This is a genomic window from Ruegeria sp. THAF57 (assembly GCF_903914075.1).
In the GTDB taxonomy this organism is placed as follows: Bacteria; Pseudomonadota; Alphaproteobacteria; order Rhodobacterales; family Rhodobacteraceae; genus Ruegeria.
In genome coordinates, this window is sequence record NZ_CAIWNQ010000001.1 from 1 (window position 1) to 22,418 (window position 22,418).

Annotated in this window: 22 protein-coding genes and 1 pseudogene; 10 read left to right on the top strand and 13 right to left on the bottom strand. The window is 56.8% G+C overall.

Annotated features, from left to right (window positions below; genetic code table 11):
• The 3 genes and pseudogenes from RUESEDTHA_RS20780 to RUESEDTHA_RS00010 form a co-directional block, all read right to left on the bottom strand.
• Positions 1-87: pseudogene (locus RUESEDTHA_RS20780) on the bottom strand ((2Fe-2S)-binding protein); the annotation flags it as partial.
• Between the two features lie 106 nt (positions 88-193).
• The gene (locus RUESEDTHA_RS00005) at positions 194-1,198 is read right to left on the bottom strand and encodes a molybdopterin-binding protein (RefSeq protein WP_180883445.1); all 1,005 of its coding nucleotides are present in this window, start codon (positions 1,196-1,198) and stop codon (positions 194-196) included.
• Entirely contained in the window at positions 1,195-2,163 is a 969-nt protein-coding gene (locus RUESEDTHA_RS00010) for an XdhC family protein (protein WP_180883446.1), read from the bottom strand. Before RUESEDTHA_RS00010 ends, RUESEDTHA_RS00005 begins: the two co-directional genes overlap by 4 nt.
• A 247-nt stretch (positions 2,164-2,410) precedes the next feature.
• Here RUESEDTHA_RS00010 and RUESEDTHA_RS00015 point away from each other — a divergent pair, with 247 nt between their 5' ends.
• Entirely contained in the window at positions 2,411-2,911 is a 501-nt protein-coding gene (locus RUESEDTHA_RS00015; RefSeq protein ID WP_171121277.1) for a hypothetical protein, read from the top strand.
• A gap of 3 nt (positions 2,912-2,914) precedes the next feature.
• On the opposite strand, the gene RUESEDTHA_RS00020 is transcribed toward RUESEDTHA_RS00015, so the two are convergent.
• Together RUESEDTHA_RS00020 and RUESEDTHA_RS00025 are read right to left on the bottom strand one after the other, a co-directional pair.
• A complete protein-coding gene (locus RUESEDTHA_RS00020; RefSeq protein WP_180883447.1) occupies positions 2,915-4,171 on the bottom strand; it encodes a VWA domain-containing protein in 1,257 nt (418 codons plus the stop codon).
• 58 nt (positions 4,172-4,229) lie between these two features.
• A complete protein-coding gene (locus RUESEDTHA_RS00025; RefSeq protein WP_180883448.1) occupies positions 4,230-5,138 on the bottom strand; it encodes a MoxR family ATPase in 909 nt (302 codons plus the stop codon).
• Between the two features lie 153 nt (positions 5,139-5,291).
• Between RUESEDTHA_RS00025 and pyrC the strand changes: the two genes are divergently transcribed.
• Positions 5,292-6,329, top strand: coding sequence for a dihydroorotase (pyrC, locus tag RUESEDTHA_RS00030; protein ID WP_180883449.1), 1,038 nt, complete (start codon positions 5,292-5,294; stop codon positions 6,327-6,329).
• Here pyrC and RUESEDTHA_RS00035 read toward each other — a convergent pair.
• The gene (locus tag RUESEDTHA_RS00035) at positions 6,326-7,621 is read right to left on the bottom strand and encodes an MmgE/PrpD family protein (RefSeq protein WP_180883450.1); all 1,296 of its coding nucleotides are present in this window, start codon (positions 7,619-7,621) and stop codon (positions 6,326-6,328) included. The genes pyrC and RUESEDTHA_RS00035 overlap by 4 nt on opposite strands.
• A 38-nt stretch (positions 7,622-7,659) precedes the next feature.
• On the bottom strand, positions 7,660-8,106 hold the full coding sequence (locus RUESEDTHA_RS00040) for a type II toxin-antitoxin system RatA family toxin (RefSeq protein WP_180883451.1): 447 nt from the start codon (positions 8,104-8,106) through the stop codon (positions 7,660-7,662).
• A gap of 73 nt (positions 8,107-8,179) precedes the next feature.
• On the opposite strand from RUESEDTHA_RS00040, the gene hpt reads away from it, so the two are divergent.
• A complete protein-coding gene (hpt, locus tag RUESEDTHA_RS00045) occupies positions 8,180-8,722 on the top strand; it encodes a hypoxanthine phosphoribosyltransferase (protein ID WP_180883452.1) in 543 nt (180 codons plus the stop codon).
• Between the two features lie 172 nt (positions 8,723-8,894).
• Here hpt and RUESEDTHA_RS00050 read toward each other — a convergent pair whose 3' ends face one another.
• Positions 8,895-10,049: an amidohydrolase gene (locus tag RUESEDTHA_RS00050; RefSeq protein WP_180883453.1), complete on the bottom strand. Its 1,155-nt coding sequence runs from the start codon at positions 10,047-10,049 to the stop codon at positions 8,895-8,897.
• On the bottom strand, positions 10,046-10,996 hold the full coding sequence (gene lipA, locus RUESEDTHA_RS00055) for a lipoyl synthase (protein ID WP_180883454.1): 951 nt from the start codon (positions 10,994-10,996) through the stop codon (positions 10,046-10,048). Before lipA ends, RUESEDTHA_RS00050 begins: the two co-directional genes overlap by 4 nt.
• A gap of 260 nt (positions 10,997-11,256) precedes the next feature.
• Between lipA and RUESEDTHA_RS00060 the strand changes: the two genes are divergently transcribed.
• A complete protein-coding gene (locus tag RUESEDTHA_RS00060) occupies positions 11,257-11,805 on the top strand; it encodes a peroxiredoxin (protein WP_180883455.1) in 549 nt (182 codons plus the stop codon).
• Positions 11,806-11,847: 42 nt separating this feature from the next.
• Here the strand turns inward: RUESEDTHA_RS00060 and RUESEDTHA_RS00065 are convergent, their stop codons facing one another.
• Positions 11,848-12,771, bottom strand: a complete 924-nt coding sequence (locus tag RUESEDTHA_RS00065) for a hydrogen peroxide-inducible genes activator (protein WP_180883456.1) — start codon at positions 12,769-12,771, stop codon at positions 11,848-11,850.
• A 56-nt stretch (positions 12,772-12,827) separates the two neighbouring features.
• Positions 12,828-13,931 carry a DUF6456 domain-containing protein gene (locus RUESEDTHA_RS00070; RefSeq protein WP_180883457.1) on the bottom strand — a complete coding sequence of 368 codons (1,104 nt, stop codon included), beginning with the start codon at positions 13,929-13,931 and terminating at the stop codon, positions 12,828-12,830.
• A 241-nt stretch (positions 13,932-14,172) separates the two neighbouring features.
• Here RUESEDTHA_RS00070 and RUESEDTHA_RS00075 point away from each other — a divergent pair, with 241 nt between their 5' ends.
• Positions 14,173-14,472 (top strand): DUF6477 family protein, encoded by a 300-nt coding sequence (locus tag RUESEDTHA_RS00075; protein WP_180883458.1) that lies wholly within the window; start codon positions 14,173-14,175, stop codon positions 14,470-14,472.
• Between the two features lies 1 nt (position 14,473).
• Here RUESEDTHA_RS00075 and RUESEDTHA_RS00080 read toward each other — a convergent pair whose 3' ends face one another.
• Together RUESEDTHA_RS00080 and RUESEDTHA_RS00085 are read right to left on the bottom strand one after the other, a co-directional pair.
• Positions 14,474-16,018: a trimethylamine methyltransferase family protein gene (locus RUESEDTHA_RS00080; protein WP_171123132.1), complete on the bottom strand. Its 1,545-nt coding sequence runs from the start codon at positions 16,016-16,018 to the stop codon at positions 14,474-14,476.
• 124 nt (positions 16,019-16,142) lie between these two features.
• On the bottom strand, positions 16,143-16,592 hold the full coding sequence (locus RUESEDTHA_RS00085) for a GNAT family N-acetyltransferase (RefSeq protein ID WP_180883459.1): 450 nt from the start codon (positions 16,590-16,592) through the stop codon (positions 16,143-16,145).
• A 91-nt stretch (positions 16,593-16,683) separates the two neighbouring features.
• Between RUESEDTHA_RS00085 and guaA the strand changes: the two genes are divergently transcribed.
• The 5 genes from guaA (at position 16,684) to RUESEDTHA_RS00110 (ending at position 22,417) form a co-directional block, all read left to right on the top strand.
• The gene (guaA, locus tag RUESEDTHA_RS00090) at positions 16,684-18,243 is read left to right on the top strand and encodes a glutamine-hydrolyzing GMP synthase (RefSeq protein ID WP_180883460.1); all 1,560 of its coding nucleotides are present in this window, start codon (positions 16,684-16,686) and stop codon (positions 18,241-18,243) included.
• A 96-nt stretch (positions 18,244-18,339) separates the two neighbouring features.
• Entirely contained in the window at positions 18,340-19,245 is a 906-nt protein-coding gene (locus tag RUESEDTHA_RS00095) for a DMT family transporter (RefSeq protein ID WP_180883461.1), read from the top strand.
• A gap of 124 nt (positions 19,246-19,369) precedes the next feature.
• Positions 19,370-20,500 carry an OmpP1/FadL family transporter gene (locus RUESEDTHA_RS00100; protein WP_171239346.1) on the top strand — a complete coding sequence of 377 codons (1,131 nt, stop codon included), beginning with the start codon at positions 19,370-19,372 and terminating at the stop codon, positions 20,498-20,500.
• Positions 20,501-20,598: 98 nt separating this feature from the next.
• Entirely contained in the window at positions 20,599-21,495 is an 897-nt protein-coding gene (locus tag RUESEDTHA_RS00105) for a DMT family transporter (RefSeq protein ID WP_180883462.1), read from the top strand.
• Positions 21,496-21,544: 49 nt separating this feature from the next.
• Positions 21,545-22,417 (top strand): ATPase, encoded by an 873-nt coding sequence (locus tag RUESEDTHA_RS00110; protein WP_180883463.1) that lies wholly within the window; start codon positions 21,545-21,547, stop codon positions 22,415-22,417.
• The last annotated feature ends 1 nt before the right edge of the window (position 22,418 follow it).

Consider the following 22,418-nt stretch of genomic DNA (forward strand, 5'->3'; position numbering starts at 1 on the left):
CTCGCGCAAAAAACCAGACAACAACGTCCGACCCTCAACCTCACCGCTCACAGCTACGCCGTTCACAGTCATCGAGACCTGTGTCATGAATTCCTCCCATTTCGTGTTTTCCCTTAACGAGAGTTAAACACGAGGATTTTCATTTGAGAACAAAAAACTGCGATTTTTCTGTGGTATGGCGAATTGCCAGAGCTCAATTACGCTTTCGCGATGAACGTGGCTGTGGCCGTGTAGGAATTTCCTTGAGCAAGCCGCCAACGCCCATCCCCGCAATATCGACACCCGTTGTTTCGACCCCGCACGCCACGCGGGACAACACCCAGTCGGCCCCGTTCAATGCCGGAGATCGCGCACATCCCGGCAGCCCGATCACGGGCCGAGATTCCAATGATCCCAAAAACAACAGGTTTCCGGGATCTACAGGCATGCCAAACCGATCCACTTGCCCTCCGGCGGCGCGAACCGCTTGGGGTGCCACATCATAAGCGTCGGATGTCGCAGAGCCGGTCAAGATCATCACCAGATCACCGGACATTGCTGCAATCGCCTCAGCCAAGGGCTCGGGGCTATGCGGGACAATACGCACATCCGTAAGCTGCATTCCCAAGGTTTCGACCCGGTTCCGGATCGCCGCAATACCTTTTTCGTTGGGCGGTCCGCCGGGGATATCTGTCACCACAAGCCCCGCTGTTTTCAGCGTCGGTTGGACCAATCGAATGGAAGCCTTCGCAAGACGAGAGGCATGCAGCACATCAGCCCCCGGCACGGCATAGGAAATGATCTTGATTGTCGCGACCATCCCCCCTTCGCTCATCTGCTGATATTGCGGGACAGTCGCCACGGTAATCATCGGATTGACCCGATTGAATTCCTCAAGCGCATCGACATCCAAAACGACGACACCCGGCCCATCCGCAAGCAGGTTCACCCGACCGGTGAAGGGCGACGTCACGCGCAGCCCGACCGCGCCTGGGTCTGGCGCAAGCGAGTCCGCCAACATCTGCGCGGCATCGTCTTCATGGCAGTCACCCGGTTCCAGCCGCGCTACCGTAACCGAGGCGTGGCCCGCAGCCGTCAACTGAACAAGATGTTCAGGCGCAAGAACAATCCCCTTGCGTAGTTTACTTTCACCAACCTTGACCGAGTGGGCAAGTATCGCGCCGTTTGCATCAGCTACGGGAATGGGTCCGAATTTCACGCCTTGCCTCTTAGTACAGCGGTCATCTGAGCCAGAATTGCCACCGCAATCTCCGACGGGTCGGCGGCCCCGATATCCAAACCAATCGGGCCATGGATGCGGTCAATCTGGGCTTTGGTGAAGCCTGCCTCGGTCAGTCGGGCAACGCGTTTCGCATGCGTTCGGGTAGACCCCAAGGCACCGATATAGAACACCCCGGCCCGAAGCGCAGATTCAAGCGCCGGATCATCCAGCTTGGGGTCATGGGTCAGCAAAACGACGGCGGTACGCACATCCAACCCGAGCTTGGCAACGGCTTCGTCAGGCCAATCGGTTAGTATAGTTTCCCCCGGAAAACGCGAGTCCGAGGCAAACGCATCCCGCGGGTCGATGATCGCGGGGTCGTACCCGGCAATCCGCGCCATCGGCACCAGCGCCTGCGCAATATGAACAGCACCAACGATAATCAGACGTAGCGGAGGGTTATGGACTGCCACAAATGTCTTTCCGTCCTCCTCAAAACCCGATCGGTCCATTCGCACGCGCTGCGGATAGGCATCTCGTTTCAGGGCCCTTTGACCCGTTTCAACATTGACCTCGTAGATGACAGGCTCACGCCCGGCCCTCGCGTCGACCAGTTCCCGCAACATGGCTTCGGGCAGTACGCTTCCGATAGGTTCTACCAGAACCCGGATCGTTCCGCCGCAGGCAAGCCCAACGGCAAAAGCGTCTTCGTCGCTGACACCGAATTCCAGCAATCGCGCCTCTTTTTCGTCAATCGCTTCCAGTGCCTCGACGATGACCGCGCCTTCGACGCAACCGCCTGACACTGACCCTTCGATCCGGCCATCTCCACCGATGACCAATTGCGCTCCGACACGGCGCGGCGCGCTGCCCCAGGTTTCAACGACAGTGGCAAGAGCGGCAGATTTACCTTCATCATACCAACGCAAAGCCGTTTCCGGGCTGTTGTCGAATCTGTCCATGGCACCCTCCCGGCGTATTCTGATCCAACATAGGGAGGTTTGCCGCAATGAAAAGTGAGCCTAAAGGCCAATATGTTCGTGACCGTTCCTAACCTGTTGGATCTTGGCGCGTGTTCGGCGCAAAAAGGCTCAGTTCGCGGCGGATTTTTCAAACCGTTGATTGTCGTGTGCTCTGGTCGTAGCTTGGGCCCACCGCTGGCAGCATTCAGCGTATAACAGATCTCATTTTTACAACGGAGACAGAGAGTTGAAACGCATTGTTACACTGGGAATAGCCATTGGTCTGTTCACATCGACGATCGCATCTGCAGACACATTCCTGCGCTATGGCGAGGTTGAGGGCTGGAAAGTATTCATCGACCAAGACAAGAAGTCCTGCCTGATCGAAGCGGTGGATGACTCGGAAAATGTAGTTCAGATGGGCCTGACCGAAGATCGCGGTGTTGGATATGTTGGCGTTTTCACCAAAGCCAAGACCGATATCAAACGCGGCGACACCGAGGCCGTGGCCGTTCTGTTGGGTGATAACCTTTATATCGGCGAAGCGACCGGCATGAAGGGCAACATCACCAAAGGATACTCGGGCGGCTATGTCCTGTCGGACGACCCGCAATTTGCCGAGGACATCGCCAAGCAAAAGGTCATGGTCGTGTTCCCCGAAAAGGAATTCGCCTTTACCGTTGATCTGACGGGCACTTACAAGGCCATGGAAATGGCCCGCAAGTGCAACGAAGAACAACTGAGTTAAACATCATTCAGAAAGCGCGGACATGAGCCGCGCTTTCTCACCCACATCGTCAGGTTTCGAGATTACAGCGGCCAGGTCCTCTAGCGAGGCAATGGAATGTCCCGCACGAAAGCTGTCAACATGAGGCAGCATTGCTGCAACACCTTGCGCCTTGGGCGCAAACCCATCCCAGCGCAGCAACGGGTTCAGCCAGATCAGGCGGCGCGATGACAAGTGCAAACGCTCAGTTTCCTTCGCCAGAGCCTCGGGTTCTCCGCGGTCCAGCCCGTCGGAAATCAACAACACGACTGCACCCTGCCCCATAACACGCCGAGACCAGTCTCGATTGAAGATGTGCAGGCAATCACCAATGCGGGTTCCCCCTTCCCAATCCTGCGCTTCGGACCCTGCCGCAGCAAGTGCTGCATCCACATCGCGTTGCTGCAAATGCCGTGTGATGTTGGTCAGTCGGGTGCCGAAGGTAAACGCGTGAACCTTGGCCCAGCCCGCCCCCTTTGCGTTTGAAACCGTATGAAGGAAGTGCAGGATGATCCTGCTGTATTGGCTCATTGACCCCGAAATATCGCAAAGCACGACAAGATTGGGCCAGCGCGGTTTCGGCTTGAGATGCGCGATGTCCCGCAGTTCTCCGCCCTGACGCATGGCTGCGCGCAAGGTTCGAGCGCGGTCAATGCGGGTTCCCAAATGGCTGGCCTGCCCACGCCGCGACTCGATGGGTTTTACGGGCAGGGTCATCCGCGCCAACATGCGCTTCGCCAGTGCGATCTCGGCCGTGCTCATCTGCTCAAAGTCAAGGCTGTGCAGCCGTTCCTCAGACGACGCCGTTTGCGATGCATCGATTTCAAGTTCGGTCTCTTCCTCGGATTCAGACGTTTCAGGAAGGTCACGCTCGACACCGTCCAATAGAGCCTCGGCCGCGCGTTTTTCGCCCGCATCGGCCTTGCGATCCTCTTGAACGCCCCGCACGGCAGGCAGCATCATGGCCATCATGTGCTCCATATAGCGCGGATCACGCCAGTACATGCGAAAGACTTGCGCGAAAACAGTTCGATGTTCAGGACGGTTCACGAAACAGGCGTGCAGGGTCCAATAGAAATCCTGTTTTTCGGAGAAACCCGCCGCCTGAACCGCGCGAATGGCGTCCACCACACGGCCCGTACCAATAGGCAGTCCGGCTTTGCGCAGAGCCCGGGCAAAATGCGTGATGTTCTGCGCCAGCTTTGGATTTTCAGGGATATCCAGCGGGAGTTGTTCGACCATCAAAAATCATGGGGGCTCTGCCCCCATACCCCCGAAGTATTTTTGAACAGAAGAAGCATCAGGCCGGTTCAAGAGTGGCTTTGGCTTCGTCCAAAATGCGTTTCGCCTCGGACCCCTGAAGTTTCTGGATATCGTCCTGGTATTTCAGGATCGCGCCCAGCGTATCGCCAATAACCTCAGGACTTAGGTTGATCACATCGAGCGCCAGCAGGCACTTGGCCCAGTCAATCGTTTCAGCCACGCCCGGTTTCTTGAACAGGTCTTCGGTGCGCAGGTGCTGAACAAAGGCCACCACCTCGCGGCTGAGGGCTTCGGCAGCTTCGGGGGCACGGGCGTGGAGGATTTCGATCTCACGCTCGAAGTTCGGGTAGTCAACCCAGTGGTAGAGGCAGCGGCGTTTCAGAGCGTCGTGCACTTCGCGCGTGCGGTTCGAGGTGACAATGACAATAGGTGGCTCGGGCGCTTGCACAGTACCCAGCTCGGGGATCGTCACCTGAAAATCGCTGAGGGCTTCGAGCAGGAATGCCTCGAAAGGCTCATCCGTGCGGTCGAGTTCATCAATCAGCAAGACCGGCGCACCGTGTTCGTCCGGGCGCATGGCCTGCAGCAAAGGGCGTTCGATAAGGTAGTCATCCGAGAAAAGCTCGGTCTGAAGTGAACCCCGATCCGCGCCGCCTGAGGCTTCGGCAGTACGGATCGCAACCATCTGCGCCGGGAAGTTCCATTCGTAGACGGCAGAGGACGCATCCAGCCCCTCGAAGCATTGCAGCCGGATCAGGCGGCGGTTCAACCCGGAAGCCAGCGCCTTGGCGATCTCGGTCTTGCCGACCCCTGCCTCGCCTTCCAGAAACAGCGGGCGGCCCAGTTTCAGCGACAGGAAGACCACCGTGGCCAAGGCCCGGCCACAGACATAACCCTGTTCGCCCAGCATGGCCTGAACGGCGTCGATAGAATTTGGCTGCGTCATGGTTTTCTCCCCTTCGGCACAACAGTTCATGACCGCACGCGCGCGTCAAGACCATCAGCTTTCAGGTGACTTACGACGTTCCGACAAGTTGACAAGGGATAGCTGCAAAATCGAGGCCTTTCGCGGCCGCGCGCACTGTGCTAGCCGGGGGCCATGACCGACACCCTGACGATCCGCCGCCCCGACGACTGGCATCTGCATCTGCGCGATGGCGCTATGCTGGAAGCCGTCCTGCCCGAAACCGCGCGCCATTTTGCCCGTGCGATCATCATGCCGAACCTCGTGCCGCCCGTGGTGCGCGGCGATCAGGCCGCTGCCTATCGCGACCGTATTCTGGCCGTTCTACCTGATGGGATGACGTTCGAGCCCCTGATGACCCTGTATCTGACCGAGGACACAGACGCCGAGGACGTCGCTGCCGCCCATGCTAGTGGGCTGATCAAGGCGTGCAAGCTGTATCCGGCGGGGGCCACGACGAATTCGGCCTCGGGCGTGCGGGATTTCGACAAGATACGTCCGGTGCTTGAAAAGATGGCCGAGATTGGCCTGCCGATGTGTGTGCATGGCGAGGTCACGGATGCGGAGATCGATATTTTCGACCGCGAGGCCGTGTTCATCGACCGTGTTCTGGACCCGATCCGTAAATCGACTCCCGGTCTGCGTGTGGTGATGGAGCATATTACCACCGCGAACGGTGTAGACTACGTCAAGGCCAATGACAGTGATCTGGGCGCGACGATCACAGCTCATCATCTGATCATCAACCGCAACCACATTTTGGTCGGCGGGATCAAGCCGCATTACTATTGCCTGCCCGTCGCCAAGCGTGAAGAACACCGGCTGGCGCTTTTGGCTGCTGCAACCTCGGGCGATGCGCGGTTCTTTCTGGGCACCGACAGCGCGCCGCATACGGATGCCAACAAGGAGATGGCCTGTGGCTGCGCCGGGTGTTTCACCGCGACAAACACCATGTCGCTGGTGGCCGAGATGTTCGACCGTGAAGGCGCTTTGGACAAGCTGGAAGGGTTTACGTCGCTCAATGGCCCCGGATTTTACGGCCTGCCGGTGAATGAGGACACGATCACTTTGACCAAGGGCGCGCCGGTCGCATATCCCGATAAGATCGAATCCGGTGACGGCCCCGTCACTGTGTTCGATCCCGGTTTCCCGCTGCACTGGCGCGTCGTCTAGCCCGCCAGCAGCTCTGCCAGATCGCGGGCGCGGCCTCCGGTGCGCAGCATCGACCAGATCGCGTCCGCTTCGTCGCCGCCAATCAGCTTGGTAGCCTTGCCGCGCACCCGATCCTCGCGCTCGGACAAGGGCATTGGGGTCAGCAGATCATGGCTGGCTTCTTTGCGGATACCGTCGCGGCGCAGCAGGGTTAGGTGGGCTTGGGTTTCGGACAGCGTTTCATCCGCCTCGACCGTCACGCGGTCACGCAGCGAGAGCAAACGCGGATCGGCGCATGTTTTTTTGCAATAGCTGGCTGGTAAAGCCGTGTCATAACCCAGCGCTTGCATCGCAATCACTGTCCGATAGGAAAACTTGGCCCCTAACCCCGTTGTGGGCGACATCTGATTGCACACGCTCATCCAACGTGGGTGGGTCATGATCTTGATTTCGGCCACTTCCGGTTCCGCCATGTCCAGTTCCAAGGCGGCCTCAAGCGCCGCGTGCAGGCCATGACAACAGGCATGGAATTTGTGGCTGACCGACTCAAACAGCCAATCCTCCCCTAACCCGTTCAATGCTGCTTCTGCCGCGGATTGACCTTGATGCGTTGCACCGAAACCAAACGGCCCTTCCAACGCATCGGAACTGGGCTCAAAACCCTTGGCGACCAACAGCGAGGCTTCGACGCCCGCTGATGCAGCAAGCCCCGCATTATAGGGTTTGCCCATCGTTCCAAACTGAGCTTTCAAACCAGCCGCCCGGGTGGCCGTCAGACCCAAAGCCTTGCGCATCTGATCCACATCGAAGCCAAGCACCCGTCCCGCTGCAGTCGCCGCTCCAAACGCTCCGGACGTCGCGGTTTGGTGGAACCCGGCCTGATAATGGTCCCGCCCCAGCCACAGCCCCATCCGGATGGACAGCTCCATCCCGACCAAAGCGGCCTCGAGAAAATCTACAAGTATCCGGTCATCCCATTCACATAGCGCCAACGCTGCTGGCAGCACCGCGACCGACGGGTGCCCGATATGGGCGAAATGCGTGTCGTCGTAATCCAGCGCATGAGAAACTGTCCCATTAACCAGAGCGGCACCTCGCAAAGGCGCACGGCCGCCACCAAATAGATGCGCCTGCCCTGTGCCGCCTTCGCCCATAACAAGATCGCGCACCGTCATGGAAACGGGTTCGTCGGCGCCCGCACGACCAACGGCCATCCAGTCGAGTACCGAAAGGGACGTCACAATACGGGTCTGGGACGAGGTCGAAATTGGGCCGGATGCAAACTCGGCCAGAGCTGAAGTGAATTCGGTCATGAGGCGCAGTCTAGCGTGCGCCCATTCCTGGTAAAGGCTTAGCCGTATAAATCGGAAGCCCGGCTCTCGAACGCCTGAACAATCCGGTGCATGGCCTCGTTAAAGACGACGCCGATGATGCCCTGCAGGATCGCGTTCTTGAACTCAAAATCCACGTGGAATGAGATGTTGCATCCCCCCTCGGGCGCATCCTCGAACTGCCAATCGGATTTCATGTATTTGAATGGCCCGTCCAGATACTCGGTGTCGATCCGCCGATCCTCGGCGTGCAATGTCACACGGCTGCCGAACCGTTCGCGGAACACTTTGAACGAGATCACAAGATCGGCCTCAAGCACCTGGGCCTCGCCCGCCGCATAGGTGCGTCTGATCCGGGCAGCCGCGCACCACGGTAGAAACTGCGGATACTTGGCCACATCCGCGACAAGGTCATACATCTGCTGGGCAGTATACGGCAGGTGACGTGTCTCGGAATGGGTTGGCATGGCGGTCCGCTATTTGCAGGTGACAATGGCGCGTCATGTCGTATGTTGCGCGCCAAAGATCAAGGGGGCAGTGATGACAGACCGCGCATATGTGATAGACGAGATGATCTCGGCCAAGGCGATCGCCGCCCGGATCGAAGAGCTTTGCCGCGAGATATCACAGGAATTTGGGAATACCGACAAGCTGATCGTAGTCGGCCTGCTGCGCGGAAGTTTCGTCTTCATCGCCGATCTTGTACGCGAACTCGACCTGCCGATCGAGGTGGACTTCCTCGAGGCGTCATCCTACGGCGATTCAATGGAAAGCAGTCGTGAAGTTCGTATTCTCAAAGACTTGCGTGGCGCAATTGAAGGGCGTGACGTGCTGGTGGTCGAAGACATCGTCGACACAGGCCATACGTTGAATCATGTGACCAAGCTGTTGAACAGTCGAAAGCCCAGCCGCCTCAAGTCCATTGCTCTGCTCGACAAACCGAGCCGGCGCGAGGTTGACTTCCGCTCGGATTGGATCGGGTTCGAAATACCGGACGAATTTGTCGTCGGCTATGGAATCGACTACGCCCAACGCAATCGCAACCTGCCCTTCATCGGCAAAGTGCGCTTTGTTGAGGGTTAGAAGGCCAATATGAACCCACGCCATTTCTTGCGTATGTCACAATGGGCTCGCAACCCTCCATCACAGCGTCGGGTCAAGTACGTGTTTGGTGTGATCTTTCTTGTACTGGTGATCGGCGGTATTGAGCATTTTGGCTGGTGGCCTGACTGGGCGAAAACCCAATGACCCCGCTTTAATCCCTGACTCCGCCCAAAATCTGCTGGATAGAAGACAGGAATATTTTGGTTCCGATAGGTATCAAATCATCCGGAAAATCATAATCCGGGTTGTGCAATTGCGGGTGCGTCCGGCCTGCGCCCAACCAGAACATCGCCGTCTTTGCACCTTTGGAAAACTGGCCGAAATCCTCGGAGAATTTCTGCGGGCTTTGGACAAGCTTGCAAGGCACGCCATGCGTTTTGCATGCAGTCTGCAGATTTTCGACAGCCTCAGGATGGTTGACACAGGCTTCAAACACATCGTCATAAGTGATCTGGCACGCCAACCCATCAGACGCCGCGGCGTCCCGCACCAACGCTTCGGCGTCCGCCATCATCCGATGCATTCTGGCATCCGTCACAGTGCGCAAGGTCACCCATAACTCTGCTTGCCCAGGTGCAACGCCGAATGTCCGCTCGCCCAAATTCGCATGAGTGATCGTCGCCAGCGCAAATTGCTCGTCCAGATCGTCACCGCTGCTTAGGCTGGCCAATTTCGGGATCAACCCGGACAGCGCAAATGCCGGAGATACCCCATCTTGCGGCGCCGCGGCATGAGAGGTTTTTCCGACCAGTGTCACCTTCATTCCGCAAGAGGCACAATTTGCAGGCCCTTCGCACAGTTCAACCGAACCAAGGTTCAATCCCGGCAAATTGTGAAGAGAAAAAACATAATCTGGGGCGATGTCAGAAAACTCAGGCGAATTTCGGAATGCCTCAGCGCCTTTCCCGGTTTCTTCGGCGGGCTGAAAAATCAGCACGACGCGCCCTTTGGAGGGCCTATTGCGCTTTAGCGCCTCAGCAACACCCAGCACCATGACCATATGGCCGTCATGCCCACATAAATGGCCATTACCAGCGTTCTGCGACACATAGTCCACGTCGCTTATTTCTTGAATTGGCAAGCCGTCCAACTCGCAGCGAATGGCGACCGTCGGGCCGAGCTTGCTGCCTTCAAAGACCGCAGCGACTCCATAGCCGCCCAACCCTTGCAAGATACGGTCCGCACCAAGATCGGATAACAAACCGACCACGCGCGCCGAAGTTTCTCGTTCCTGCCCGGATAGTTCGGGGTAACGGTGAAGATCGCGGCGTAAGAGCGTGAGCCGTTCAAGGGCGTCCGGGGTCACCCTTGTTCCAGCATTTTTTGACGCGCAACCCGCAGGCGCGCAAAGTCATCGCCAGCGTGGTAGGACGAGCGGGTCAGCGGCGTTGCCGACACCATCAGAAACCCTTTGCCATAAGCCGCTTTCTCATACGATGCGAACTCTTCCGGTGTTACGAACCTGTCGACGCCGTGGTGCTTGGGCGTGGGTTGCAAGTATTGGCCGATCGTCAAAAAGTCGATGTCCGCCGCGCGCATGTCATCCATGACCTGTCGCACCTCTTGTTCCCTTTCACCCAGACCAACCATGATGCCGGATTTGGTAAAGATAGACGGGTCAAGCTCTTTCACACGCTGCAAAAGGCGCAAAGAATGGAAATACCGCGCGCCGGGCCTAACCTCGGGATAAAGCCCCGGTACGGTTTCAAGGTTATGGTTGAACACGTCCGGCTTGGACTCGACCACGACTTCCAAAACCGCGGGCTCGCATTTCAGAAAGTCGGGCGTCAGAATTTCGATGGTCGTTTTGGGGGACCGATGGCGAATGGCGCGAATGGTCTGCGCAAAGTGGTCCGCCCCGCCATCCGTAAGATCATCACGATCGACCGAGGTGATGACGACATGGTTCAAACCCAGTTTCTCGACCGCATGGGCAACACGCCCGGGTTCGAAAACATCCAGATCGTCAGGCCGCCCGGTCGCAATATTGCAGAAGGTACAGCCCCGTGTGCAAATTTCGCCCATGATCATCATGGTGGCGTGGCCTTGGCTCCAGCATTCACCGACGTTCGGGCAACCAGCTTCTTCGCAGACGGTGACAAGGTTGTTGTCCCGCATAATCTTGCGCGTATCGGCGTAGCCCTTGCCGCCCGGTGCTTTGACGCGAATCCAACTGGGCTTTTTGGGCTGCGCGTTGTCCGGGCGATGTGCCTTTTCAGGGTGACGTTGTTCGGGGATCTTCAGATCACGCACGGCTGGCTTTCCTGACTTTGGGTCAATTTGCTTTGCTCTAACATAGTACGTCAAACTGTACCATGCCACCGACACATAGCTGACATGCAACACAGTATCTGCATTTCGGAAACGCAGAATATATGAACAATTCCGGGCAAATTATGGACGTTTTTTCAATGACCTCGAGTAATTCGCGGTTGCAGCAATTCTGACGTTGAAGCCAATTTAGAACTATTTTAAATACGTGCCAAATCATCATGAATCACAGGAGCTTGTTGATGAAAACCGGCACAAAACTACCTGCTGTCACCTTCCACACCCGCGTTCGCGATGAAGCCATCGAAGGGCCGAATCCATTTCGTTGGGAAGACAAAACCACAGCGGATTACTTCGCGGGCAAGCGGGTCATCCTGTTTTCTCTGCCGGGCGCATTTACGCCAACATGCTCGACCTACCAGCTTCCCGGGTTCGAAAACGGTTTTGCCAATTTTGTGGAAAAGGGAATCGACGACATTTACTGCATGTCAGTGAATGACAGCTTTGTCATGAACAAATGGGCACAGGATCAGGGCCTGAAGAACGTAAAGGTCATCCCTGATGGTTCCGGCGAATTCACCCGGAAAATGGGCATGTTGGTAGACAAGGACAACCTTGGTTTCGGAATGCGGTCTTGGCGTTACGCTGCCGTTGTCAATGACGGTGTGGTCGAGGCTTGGTTTGAAGAACCCGGCCTGATGGACAACTGTCCCGAAGATCCTTACGGCGTGTCATCGCCCGACAACCTGATGAAGCATCTGGATGAGGCGAAAGAGCCCGCCCTCGCTTAAACGCATACGCGCAAAAATTAAGACCCGCCCCGGCGGGTCTTCTTACTTTCGCGTCTCAGCAACAATGTCTTCGCCAACCTGACGTATGACATCGGCCAGACTGTCGAACCAATCTTCCGCGCTGGTGGACATACGACGCACCAGACCGATTGTTCGGAATGGTTGGGGCGCACCGAAACGCTGCAGCTTTAGGCCGGGAACGGCCTCAGTCTCGGCGCGGGCGGCAAGTTCGGGCATCAGCGTCAGACCAAATCCCTCGGCGACCAGCCGGGATAAGGTGGCCAGCGAAGACGCGCCCATGTTGATCAACCCACTGCTTCGATCCTGTCCACACACCTCCAGCGCCTGATCCGTAAGGCAATGACCGTCATCCAGCAGCATGAGCTGTGTTGCCTGCAGATCCAGTGGATGCAGCGCCTCAGGATCTTGCGGCATGGACTGCAACCGCACGGCGCTGCCCGCCAAAAGAAAACGGTCTTCGAATAACGGAAGCTCAAACAACTCGGGACCTACAGCCGGCAATGCCAACAAACCGGCATCAACCTCCCCCGCACGAAGCATCGACAGCAGTCTCTCTGTTCTTGCCTCTCGTATCTGAACCTTCAAAGAAACATCCGCCGCGCGAAGTCCGGCAAGAACCCCTGGCAGCAGGTACGGGGCAATTGTTGGAATAATCCCAATCGAAAGCGATCTATGACCACCCGACTGATCCTTTGCAAATTGATCCAGTCGATCTGCGGCCCCCAGAACCTGCCTTGCATAATCCAGCACATCCCGTCCCAACGGGGTCAGCAGAATATCGCGGGCTTGCCGTTCAAACAGCGTTCCGCCAAGTGTCTCTTCCAACGCCTTGATCTGAACGGACAAAGCGGGTTGCGAAACATGGCAAACCTGCGCAGCCCTGCCAAAATTCCGCTGTTCGGCCACGGCGTTAAAGTACTGCAACTGCCTAAGGGTAAAATTCATAACCTTTGACTATCACATCGCGGCACTCCCGCAAGGTAGAACTATCGCTGGTCCGATCACCCTATAAGTCGGTGTTGCTCAGCCTTTTCCTCATAGTGTCGTTTGAGCCTTTGAAGTGCGATCCGCAGTACGATTTTTCCGGACCGAGCAGACCATCCCATCCGCTTTTCGGCCAATTCCAACCCTTCAAGATAACAACAGCAACGCAATGCAACGTCACTTAATCCGGGGCCAAGATCGGAAAGGGCACTCTCAACACGATTGCGGGCTTCCGATGACCCGCAACCGTCACCGCTATGGTTCCCAAAGCTGCCGCGCCCTCCGGCGGTCAGGAAGTGATCCCAGTTCTGCGCGACCTTTGGCCCGACCTGCGCCAACTCAAAATCCTCCCGCAGGCGTTCTCCGGCGCTGACCAGCGTTTCGTCCAGAAACGGCTTTCCGTCCCGATCACGTCGGCGCGCTAGCCCGATCAATGGGCTTTCCGCGGCACTGTAGCGAATTCTGCGGGGTCGATCCCCCGCCCCCTCAGCCTGAGCCTTTGCAGTCATTGGCTGGAACGGAGATTGCGCTTCGGACATTCCGATTTCATTGCGTGTCCTCGCCCGGTTTTCCACCTCGGCCATCAACTGACTCAGCGCGGTTCGCCCGGCAGAAGAGATACGGTACCGTGAGATACGGCCCGGATTGTCACAGACGATCCAGTCTTTTAGGGCAAGAGCCTGAGCAACCCTGCAATCGACGACAGCCGTTCGTGTGCTTCCCTGATCGCCCGTGCCACGAACGACCACGGCTTTGTCCATATCTTCGGCAACGGCTAAGACTGACCCGGTCTCGCAAAGCCGTCGCAGAACTCTTAATGCCTCACGCTCAAATTCTTCTTCGGCTGCGGCGATGTCATCGCCCCGAATGTTAGCCAATGGTTCATCTTTGGCTGCGTTTTCCGAAAAATGCTGGTCAGCCAAAGATTGCAGCGCGGCATCCACCAATGGATCGTCCCGACGCGACTCGATACGTCTTATCTGCCTGAGTATGGTTGACGCATGGCACCCTGCTGATCGCGCAATGTCGCGGATCGACTGTCCGGTTTCGGTATGTGCAAGATACCGCTGCGCCCCCTCAGGAACCCAAGCCGGAATGGTGAAAGCCATGTTATTTTCCATAGTTAGTTGCCCTCGTAGACAATGCAATTCTGTTCTCTATCGCCCCCGGTGAATTTGTTAACCAATTCTAACTAGAGTCGCTTTCGTTACTCGTTCGTTAACCAGCGAGGACAAGAACCAGATTTGTTTTAAAAACATAAACACTCATGAAGTCAGAGTTCGGCCAGACCGCGGTTGAGGCAACACCCGCTTAGGTTGTGTGACACACAGGGCAACTGCCACACAGCAATGGAACTTTGAAATGCAAGACCTGATGACAATGATCTCGACCCTACGCCGCCCGCGCCTGTTGGCTCGCGCTGCAAAGCACGGCGCGCAAGATTATGATCGGGATCGTCATCTACAGCGAATTTTGGGATATGGTTCATTGCCCGGAAACGGGGCGGCCCTCGTTCGCTTGATTGATATGGAGAAAGAATCCAACGCACAAAGAATGGCCGAAGACGCTGCCTATTCTCTGGTTCGGCATCTGGATATTCTGATCGCGCTGCTGGGAGAGGCGCAACTGTTCAAAGCCAGTCGCGCCCCTCAATATCACTGACTTAGGTAAAGGCGTCCGGCATGGATGCCTTTTTCTTTTCAATGTACTCATTCAGAGCGGCATGGACGCCTGGGTCGAGCTGCGGTTGCTGATAGTTGGCCAGCAAATGTTCGACCCGCGACGTCGCCAGTTGACGCGTGTCACGACCGCCCTCGTCCTCCCAAGTTTCGAACGGCTTGTAATCCAGCAGATCGGACTTCCAGAACGCCTCTTTGAAGTTGGCCTGCGTATGAGCGCATCCCAGATAGTGACCTCCGGGGCCGACTTCGCGGATCGCATCCATGGCCTGCGCGTTCTCATCATAGGCCACGCCTTTGGCGATACCGTGCAGAACGCCCAATTGGTCGGCATCCATGACGAACTTTTCAAAGTCGGCCACCAGACCACCCTCCAGCCAGCCGCAGGAGTGCAGCATGAAGTTCACACCGGCCATCAGACCCATATTCAACGAGTTCGCGGTCTCATAAGCGGCCTGTGCGTCCGGCAGTTTTGAGCCGCAGAACGACCCGGCCGAGCGGAACGGCAGCCCCAGACGACGTGCCAACTGGCCCGCGCCGTAGGTGACCATAGACGCCTCGGGGGTCCCAAAGGTCGGCGCGCCCGAGTTCATGTCGATCGACGACACGAACGCACCAAAGATTGCAGGCGCACCCGGACGGATGATCTGGCTATAGGCCACACCGGCCAGAACCTCTGCCAGAACCTGCGTCAGCGTTCCTGCAACCGAGACCGGCGCCATCGCGCCGCCGACGATGAAGGGCGAGATGATGCACGCCTGATTGTTGGCCGCGTAGACTTCCAACGAGCCCATCATCACATCGTCGAATGTCATCGGCGAGTTGATGTTGGTCAGCGAGGTCATGACCGTGTTTTCCTGCACGAATTCCTTGCCGAACAGGATCTCGCACATCTCAACCGAATCCTGCGCGCGTGACGGATCTGTAACGGACCCCATGAACGGCTTGTCCGACAGGGTCATATGCGCCATCAGCATATCTAAATGGCGCTTGTTTACCGGGATGTCGGTGGGTTCGCAGACCGTGCCGCCCGAGTGATGAAGCCACTTGGACATATAAGCCAGCTTCACGAACTTGTTGAAGTCGTCCATGGTCGCATAGCGACGGCCACCCTGCGCATCACGCACGAAGGGCGGGCCATAGACCGGGGCCAAAACCAGATTGCGGCCACCGATGACTACCGATTTCTCGGGGTTGCGAGCGTGCTGGGTGAACTCGCTGGGGGCGGTTTTGATCAGCTCGCGCGCCAGCCCACGGGGGATGCGGACGCGCTCGCCATCCACATCTGCGCCCGCGTCCTTCCAACGCTCCAGTGCGGCGGGGTTGTCGACAAAGTTGACACCGACCTCGGCCAGAATGGTTTCGGCGTTGGTTTCGATGATCTGCAACGCTTCTTCATTCAGAACTTCAAAGTTCGGAATATTGCGTTCGATGTATTTTGCCGTTTCGATTCGTACCGCGGTGCGCTCGGCGCGGCGGGCAGCACCACCGCCACCTCTCGCCCTGCGCCGGGTGTTTGCCTCAGCCATGTGAAGATCCCGTGTGTTGGTTGGTTTGAGAATTCTGTTACAGGAGCTGACAGGGGCAAAGCATATAGATTACGGCGCTACAGGTGAAAAAGCGACATTTCCGTTGGGCGCACTAGTTAGTTGATCAGGGTAACTTTGATATGGGCTTGCCCAATAGCAATCTGTTTTCGCTTTGTTTTTCCACGTCCCAGCCCAGATGTTGGTACATGGACACCGTCAAATGCATCAAACGGTGAGTCCGCAGCCTAAGGCGCGAAATTTTTCTGTCGCGCGCAACGCTTTCGGCTTGGTCCAGCAATCGTCCGGCGATCCCTCGGCCTTGTGCGTCGGGTGCCACCGCAAGATTGAATATCATCAGTGCATCGTCCACTTGCCCAAAAACGATGTATCCCACGATTTCAGCATTCATCTCGGCCACAACCCCGCCATGGGACCGGATGTCATCGGCCACACCCCCTGTTACATCCGGCAGATCCGGAATATCGCGCAATGCGGGTGCATAAGCGGCAACGAGACAATTCGTGACCTTGCCTACATCAGCAAGAGTGGCTTTTCGCAACGTGATCTCTGACATGTAAGATCCTATTCGCGTTATCCTGAGGCACAATTGCACAAATGATGTCATTGCGCTTGCACATGCAAGGCTTGCGACCTAATAGCCAACCATGACCCAGGACACCCATGACCGCCTTCTGATCATCGACTTCGGCAGCCAGGTAACGCAGCTTATTGCGCGACGCCTGCGTGAGCTGAACGTCTATTGCGAAATCCACCCATATCAGAATGTCACGATGGACTTTGTGCGCAAGATGGCGCCAAAGGCCGTGATTTTTTCGGGCGGCCCCGACAGCGTAACGCGCAAGGGCTCACCGCGCGCGCCGCAAGAGATTTTCGACTATGGCGTGCCGATTTTGGGCATCTGCTATGGCCAGCAAGTAATGATGCATCAATTGGGCGGCAAGGTCGAAAGCGGCCACGGCACTGCCGAATTCGGTCGTGCTTTCGTGACCCCCCAAAGTCGCCTAGATATCCTTGACGGCTGGTTTTCCGAGGGTGATGAGCAAGTCTGGATGAGCCACGGCGATCACGTCAGCGAAATCGCGCCGGGTTTTGAGGTGTTCGGCACCTCGCCCAATGCGCCTTTTGCGATCACCGCCGACAGCACGCGTCACTTCTATGCCGTTCAGTTCCACCCAGAGGTGCACCACACCCCCAAAGGCGCGAAACTGTACGAGAATTTCGTCAAACTGGCCGGGTTCAAGGGTGACTGGACCATGGGCGCCTATCGTGACGAGATGATCCGCAAGATCCGCGAACAGGTGGGCGACAAGAAAGTCATCTGCGGCCTGTCCGGTGGCGTCGACAGCTCGGTCGCGGCGATCCTGATCCACGAGGCGATCGGAGATCAGCTGACCTGTGTGTTCGTCGATCACGGCCTGCTGCGCAAGAACGAGGCCGAAGAAGTCGTCGGCATGTTCCGCGACAACTACAACATCCAACTGATCCATGCGGATGAAAGCGAGTTGTTCCTTGGCGAGCTGGAAGGCCAGTCCGACCCCGAGACCAAGCGCAAGATCATCGGCAAGCTGTTCATCGACGTTTTCCAGAAACACGCCGACACCATCGACGGGGCCGAGTTCCTGGCGCAGGGTACGCTCTATCCCGATGTCATTGAATCGGTGTCCTTTTCCGGCGGCCCCTCGGTCACGATCAAGTCGCATCACAATGTCGGTGGCCTGCCCGAGAAAATGGGCCTGAAGCTGGTCGAACCCCTGCGCGAGCTGTTCAAAGACGAGGTTCGCGCCTTGGGCCGCGAATTGGGCCTGCCGTCCAGCTTCATTGGCCGGCACCCCTTCCCCGGCCCCGGTCTGGCGATCCGTTGCCCCGGTGAAATCACCCGCGAGAAACTGGAAATCTTGCGCGAGGCGGACGCGGTCTATATCGACCAGATTCGCAAGCACGGCCTTTATGACGAGATCTGGCAGGCTTTCGTGGCCATCCTGCCCGTGCGCACCGTGGGCGTGATGGGGGACGGACGAACGTATGATTACGCCTGCGCGCTTCGCGCTGTGACTTCGGTGGACGGCATGACCGCCGATTATTACCCCTTCACCCACGAATTCCTTGGTGAAACCGCCACACGGATTATCAACGAAGTCAAAGGCATCAATCGGTGCACATATGATATCACCTCAAAACCTCCCGGAACGATCGAGTGGGAATGAAACAAAAAGCCGGGCTCTGTCCCGGCCTTTTTGTTTAACTTCGCCCAGAAACCCATAGGTTTCATGTCAGAAACCAAGATTCCTTCAGGCTGGTGAATGGATAGTAGTAAACCTCAGATCGGTAAGGCCGCGCTCTGGATGACGGGGGCGATTGCGTCGTTTTCGTCTATGGCAATCGCGGGCCGTGAGTTGAGCGTGACACACGACACGTTTGAAATCATGTTTTACCGCAGCCTTGTTGGAATCATTGTTGTGTCCTTGGTTCTTACGTTGTCCGGCACGTGGCATCACGTTACCACCAAGCGCATTGGCCTGCATTGTGTGCGAAATGCTATGCATTTCACCGGACAAAACCTGTGGTTTTATGCCGTTACGGTTATTCCTTTGGCGCAGGTTTTTGCGCTTGAGTTTACGCAACCGATCTGGGTCATTCTTCTGTCTCCTTTGCTACTGGGGGAAAGGTTGACAACTGTAAGGGTAATGTCGGCACTTATCGGGTTCGCGGGTATCCTGATCGTTGCCCGCCCCGGAGCCGCCCCCCTAAGCACCGGCCTGATTACTGCAGCTCTTTCGGCGGTGTTCTTTGCACTGACGACAATATCAACAAAGAAACTAACACAATTCGCCAGTATTGGATGCATCATGTTCTGGCTGACTGTCATTCAGGCCGTTCTGGGTTTGGCAGCATCCGGAATAGACGGACAGATCGCTTTGCCATCTGCACAAACGGCTCCGTTTTTGCTGTTGGTTGGTCTGGCGGGGCTGCTTGCCCACTATTGTATAACGAACGCTTTGGCGATTGCTCCGGCGACTGTCGTGGTGCCTTTTGACTTTGCGCGGCTGCCGACAATCGCAATCGTCGGCATGATTCTCTATCAAGAACCACTTGACCAATGGACCCTTCTGGGCGCGGCCGTGATCTTCTCAGGTATCTTTATGAATGTTCATGCCGAGAATCGTAACCGTTTAGCAACACTCCCCGGGCACCAGCCAAACAAGTAACGCACCGCCACCTGTTGACGATAAGGTAAGGCATCAGAGAATAACGAGCATCATGTAGGTGGTCAGCCTTATCCACTCAAGCCCTAGTGCTGACCGAACAAGTGACCTTTGAGGGAGGAACTAGATGAAAAAAGCGCTTCTACAGGCGTGCGCTGTGTGCGTTGGTGCTACTGGGGCCTATGCAGGCGGTTTGGACCGCAGCGGCCAGGGCGTCAACATTCTATTTGAAGAAGGCAATGTTGTTCAGTTGCGGCTTGGCTATGCTGACCCGGACGTGAGCGGGTCGCAAAATGGCGTTCCGTCCGGCAACGTGGCAAACAGCTTCTTTTCGCCGGGCCTTGCGTACAAGCATTCGTTCAATGACCGTCTGGATTTTGCGGTCATCTACGACGAGCCGTTCGGTGCGGATGTCAGCTATCCCAGCGCCTATCCGCTGTCGCAAAACCCGCTTGCTATTGCTGGCGGACGTAACAACGACGTCCTGCGCGCCGAAGCTGACGTAGACGCAATTACTGCGCTGCTTCGCTACAAGTTCGACGGCGGGTTCAGCGCCATTGGTGGTATCCGTGGCCAGCGCGCAGATGCGAGCGTTGCGGTCCCTGCTGCGGCTGGGTATTCGTTTGATCCCGGCGCCGAAGTTGACTTTGGCTATGTTGTCGGTGTCGCATGGGAACGCCCTGAGATCGCGGCACGTGTCTCGCTGGTCTACAACTCGAAGATCACGCACGACTTCACCGGCACCGAGACCTTCAACTTGCGCCCACCGCCGGTTCCCGCCCCGCTCGTTTCGGTTTCTTCCGAAACCGAGGTGGAAACACCGCAGTCGGTCAACCTGGACTTCCAGACAGGTGTTGCACCCAAGACTCTGGTCTTTGGATCGGTCCGTTGGGTTGACTGGCCGCAGACGGTTCTGGCTCCGCCAAGCTATGTTGCAATCACCGGTTCGAACCTGGTCGATTACGAAGACGATACCTTCACCTACACGCTGGGCGTAGGTTATCAGTTCTCCGAAGCGTTCTCGGGTGCCGTTTCCGTTGGTTACGAAACTTCGACCGACGCCTTGGTCTCGAACCTGGGCCCGACTGACGGGTTCTGGAGCCTTGGTCTGGGCGGCACTTACTCGTTCGAGCAGGCGCAGATTTCGGGCGGTATCCGCTACACCGACATTGGTGATGCGACGACCACCACTGGCGGTCAGTTCTCGGGCAACTCAGCCTGGAGTGTTGGTCTGCAGTTGACCTACGCTCTGAACTGATCAAGCGTCAAACGATCTAATCAAAGGCCTCGCCAATCGGCGGGGCCTTTTCGCATGTTTCGGGTCGCGTTTCCTTCGGCTGAATGCGAAACATCAGCATGGCACCGCAGAAACGCATATCCACTCAGGCCTGGGCCGAGCTTTTGCTTCTTGGGCTGATCTGGGGCGCGTCCTTTGTTTCTATCAGGATTGCGCTGGACACCATTCCCGTCATGACCTCGGTTCTTCATCGTGTCTTGTGGGCGATGTTGGCACTTTGGATCGTTGTATGGATCAAAGGAACAAAAATCCCGAATAACCCGCGTATCTGGGGCGCGTTTCTGGTTATGGGGCTTCTGAATAACGCGATACCCTTTACCCTGATGGCATGGGGGCAGTTGCATATCGAAACGGGCCTGACCTCGATCCTGAATGCGGCGACAGCGATCTTTGGCGTATTGATCGCGGCCATGTTTTTCAAAGATGAAAAACTGACTCAAGGTCGTGCCCTGGGCGTGGGGCTGGGCTTTACTGGCGTGGCGATTGCTATTGGGTTAAACAACTTCACCAGTTTCGATCTGCAAAGCGCCGCACAACTGGCGATCATCGCTGGCGCAATCTCATATGCATTGGCGGGTGCATGGGCCCGAAAGACTTTGTCTAGCCTCCCACCGATTGTTGCGGCAGCGGGAATGCTTACAAGCGCAACCATCGTTATCCTGCCGATAACGCTTGCAGTTGATGGTGTTCCATCGCTTGCTTTGCCGACCTCAACCTGGCTGGCCATCGGGTACTACGCACTGATTGCTACGGCGGGTGCATATCTGTTGTATTACCGCGTACTGGCCATGGCAGGCGCTGGTAACCTATTGCTTGTAACCCTCATAATCCCACCCGTGGCTATTGTTTTGGGCGCAATCCTTCGGGATGAAACACTGCAGCCTCAGGCCTATGCGGGGTTCGCTGTGCTCGCGCTGGGGCTGCTGATCCTCAACCGCTCATCCACTCCTGATTGACGCCGCCCCCTGCCCCATTTAGCAAGGTCGCAAAAAGGGATAGCGGACCATGATCTACAGCTCGGCAAAAGAGTGGCGCGAGGCGGCAAGAAAGAAAGTGCTGTTTTTCGGCATGTCGGGTCTTGGCAAGACCTATGTGTCCAATGTCCTGCGCGATTCTGGCGACTGGTTCCACTACTCGATCGATTACCGTATCGGAACGCGATACATGGGCGAGTACATCGCAGACAATGCCAAAGCGCAGGCCATGAAAGTGCCGTTTCTGCGCGACCTTCTGCTGTCGGACTCAATCTATATCGGCTCGAACATCACGTTTGAAAACCTAACTCCGGTTGCCGCTTATCTGGGCAAACCAGGTGATCCGGCGCTGGGCGGGCTGGAACTGTCAGAATATCGCCGCAGGCAGGAACAGTTTCGCATGGCCGAGGTTCACGCCCTTTTGGATACGGAATACTTCATCGACCGCGCAGAACGCCTGTATCAGTACCCTCATTTCATTTGCGACACGGGTGGTTCGATCTGTGAGTGGGTTGATCCAAACGACCCTCGTGATCAGGTCCTATCCGAATTGTCACGCCAGACGCTGATGATTTGGCTAAAGGGCGACGAGGAACATACAGCCGAGCTGATCCGCCGTTTTGACAAAGCCCCAAAACCAATGTCCTACCAACCCGAGTTTCTGACACAGGTCTGGGAGGATTATTTGGATGAACATGGGTGCCAGCCCGCGCAAGTTGACCCGGATGCCTTCGTCCGATGGACCTATGCGCGCGCGCTTGCACATCGGCAGCCGCGCTATCAGGCGATGGCCGAAAATTGGGGCGTATCCATCAACGCGAAAGACATGCACGACGTCAGAGATGCCTCGGATTTCGACGAGTTGATCGAACGCACCCTTGAGACACGCCCAAACCGCGCTTAAC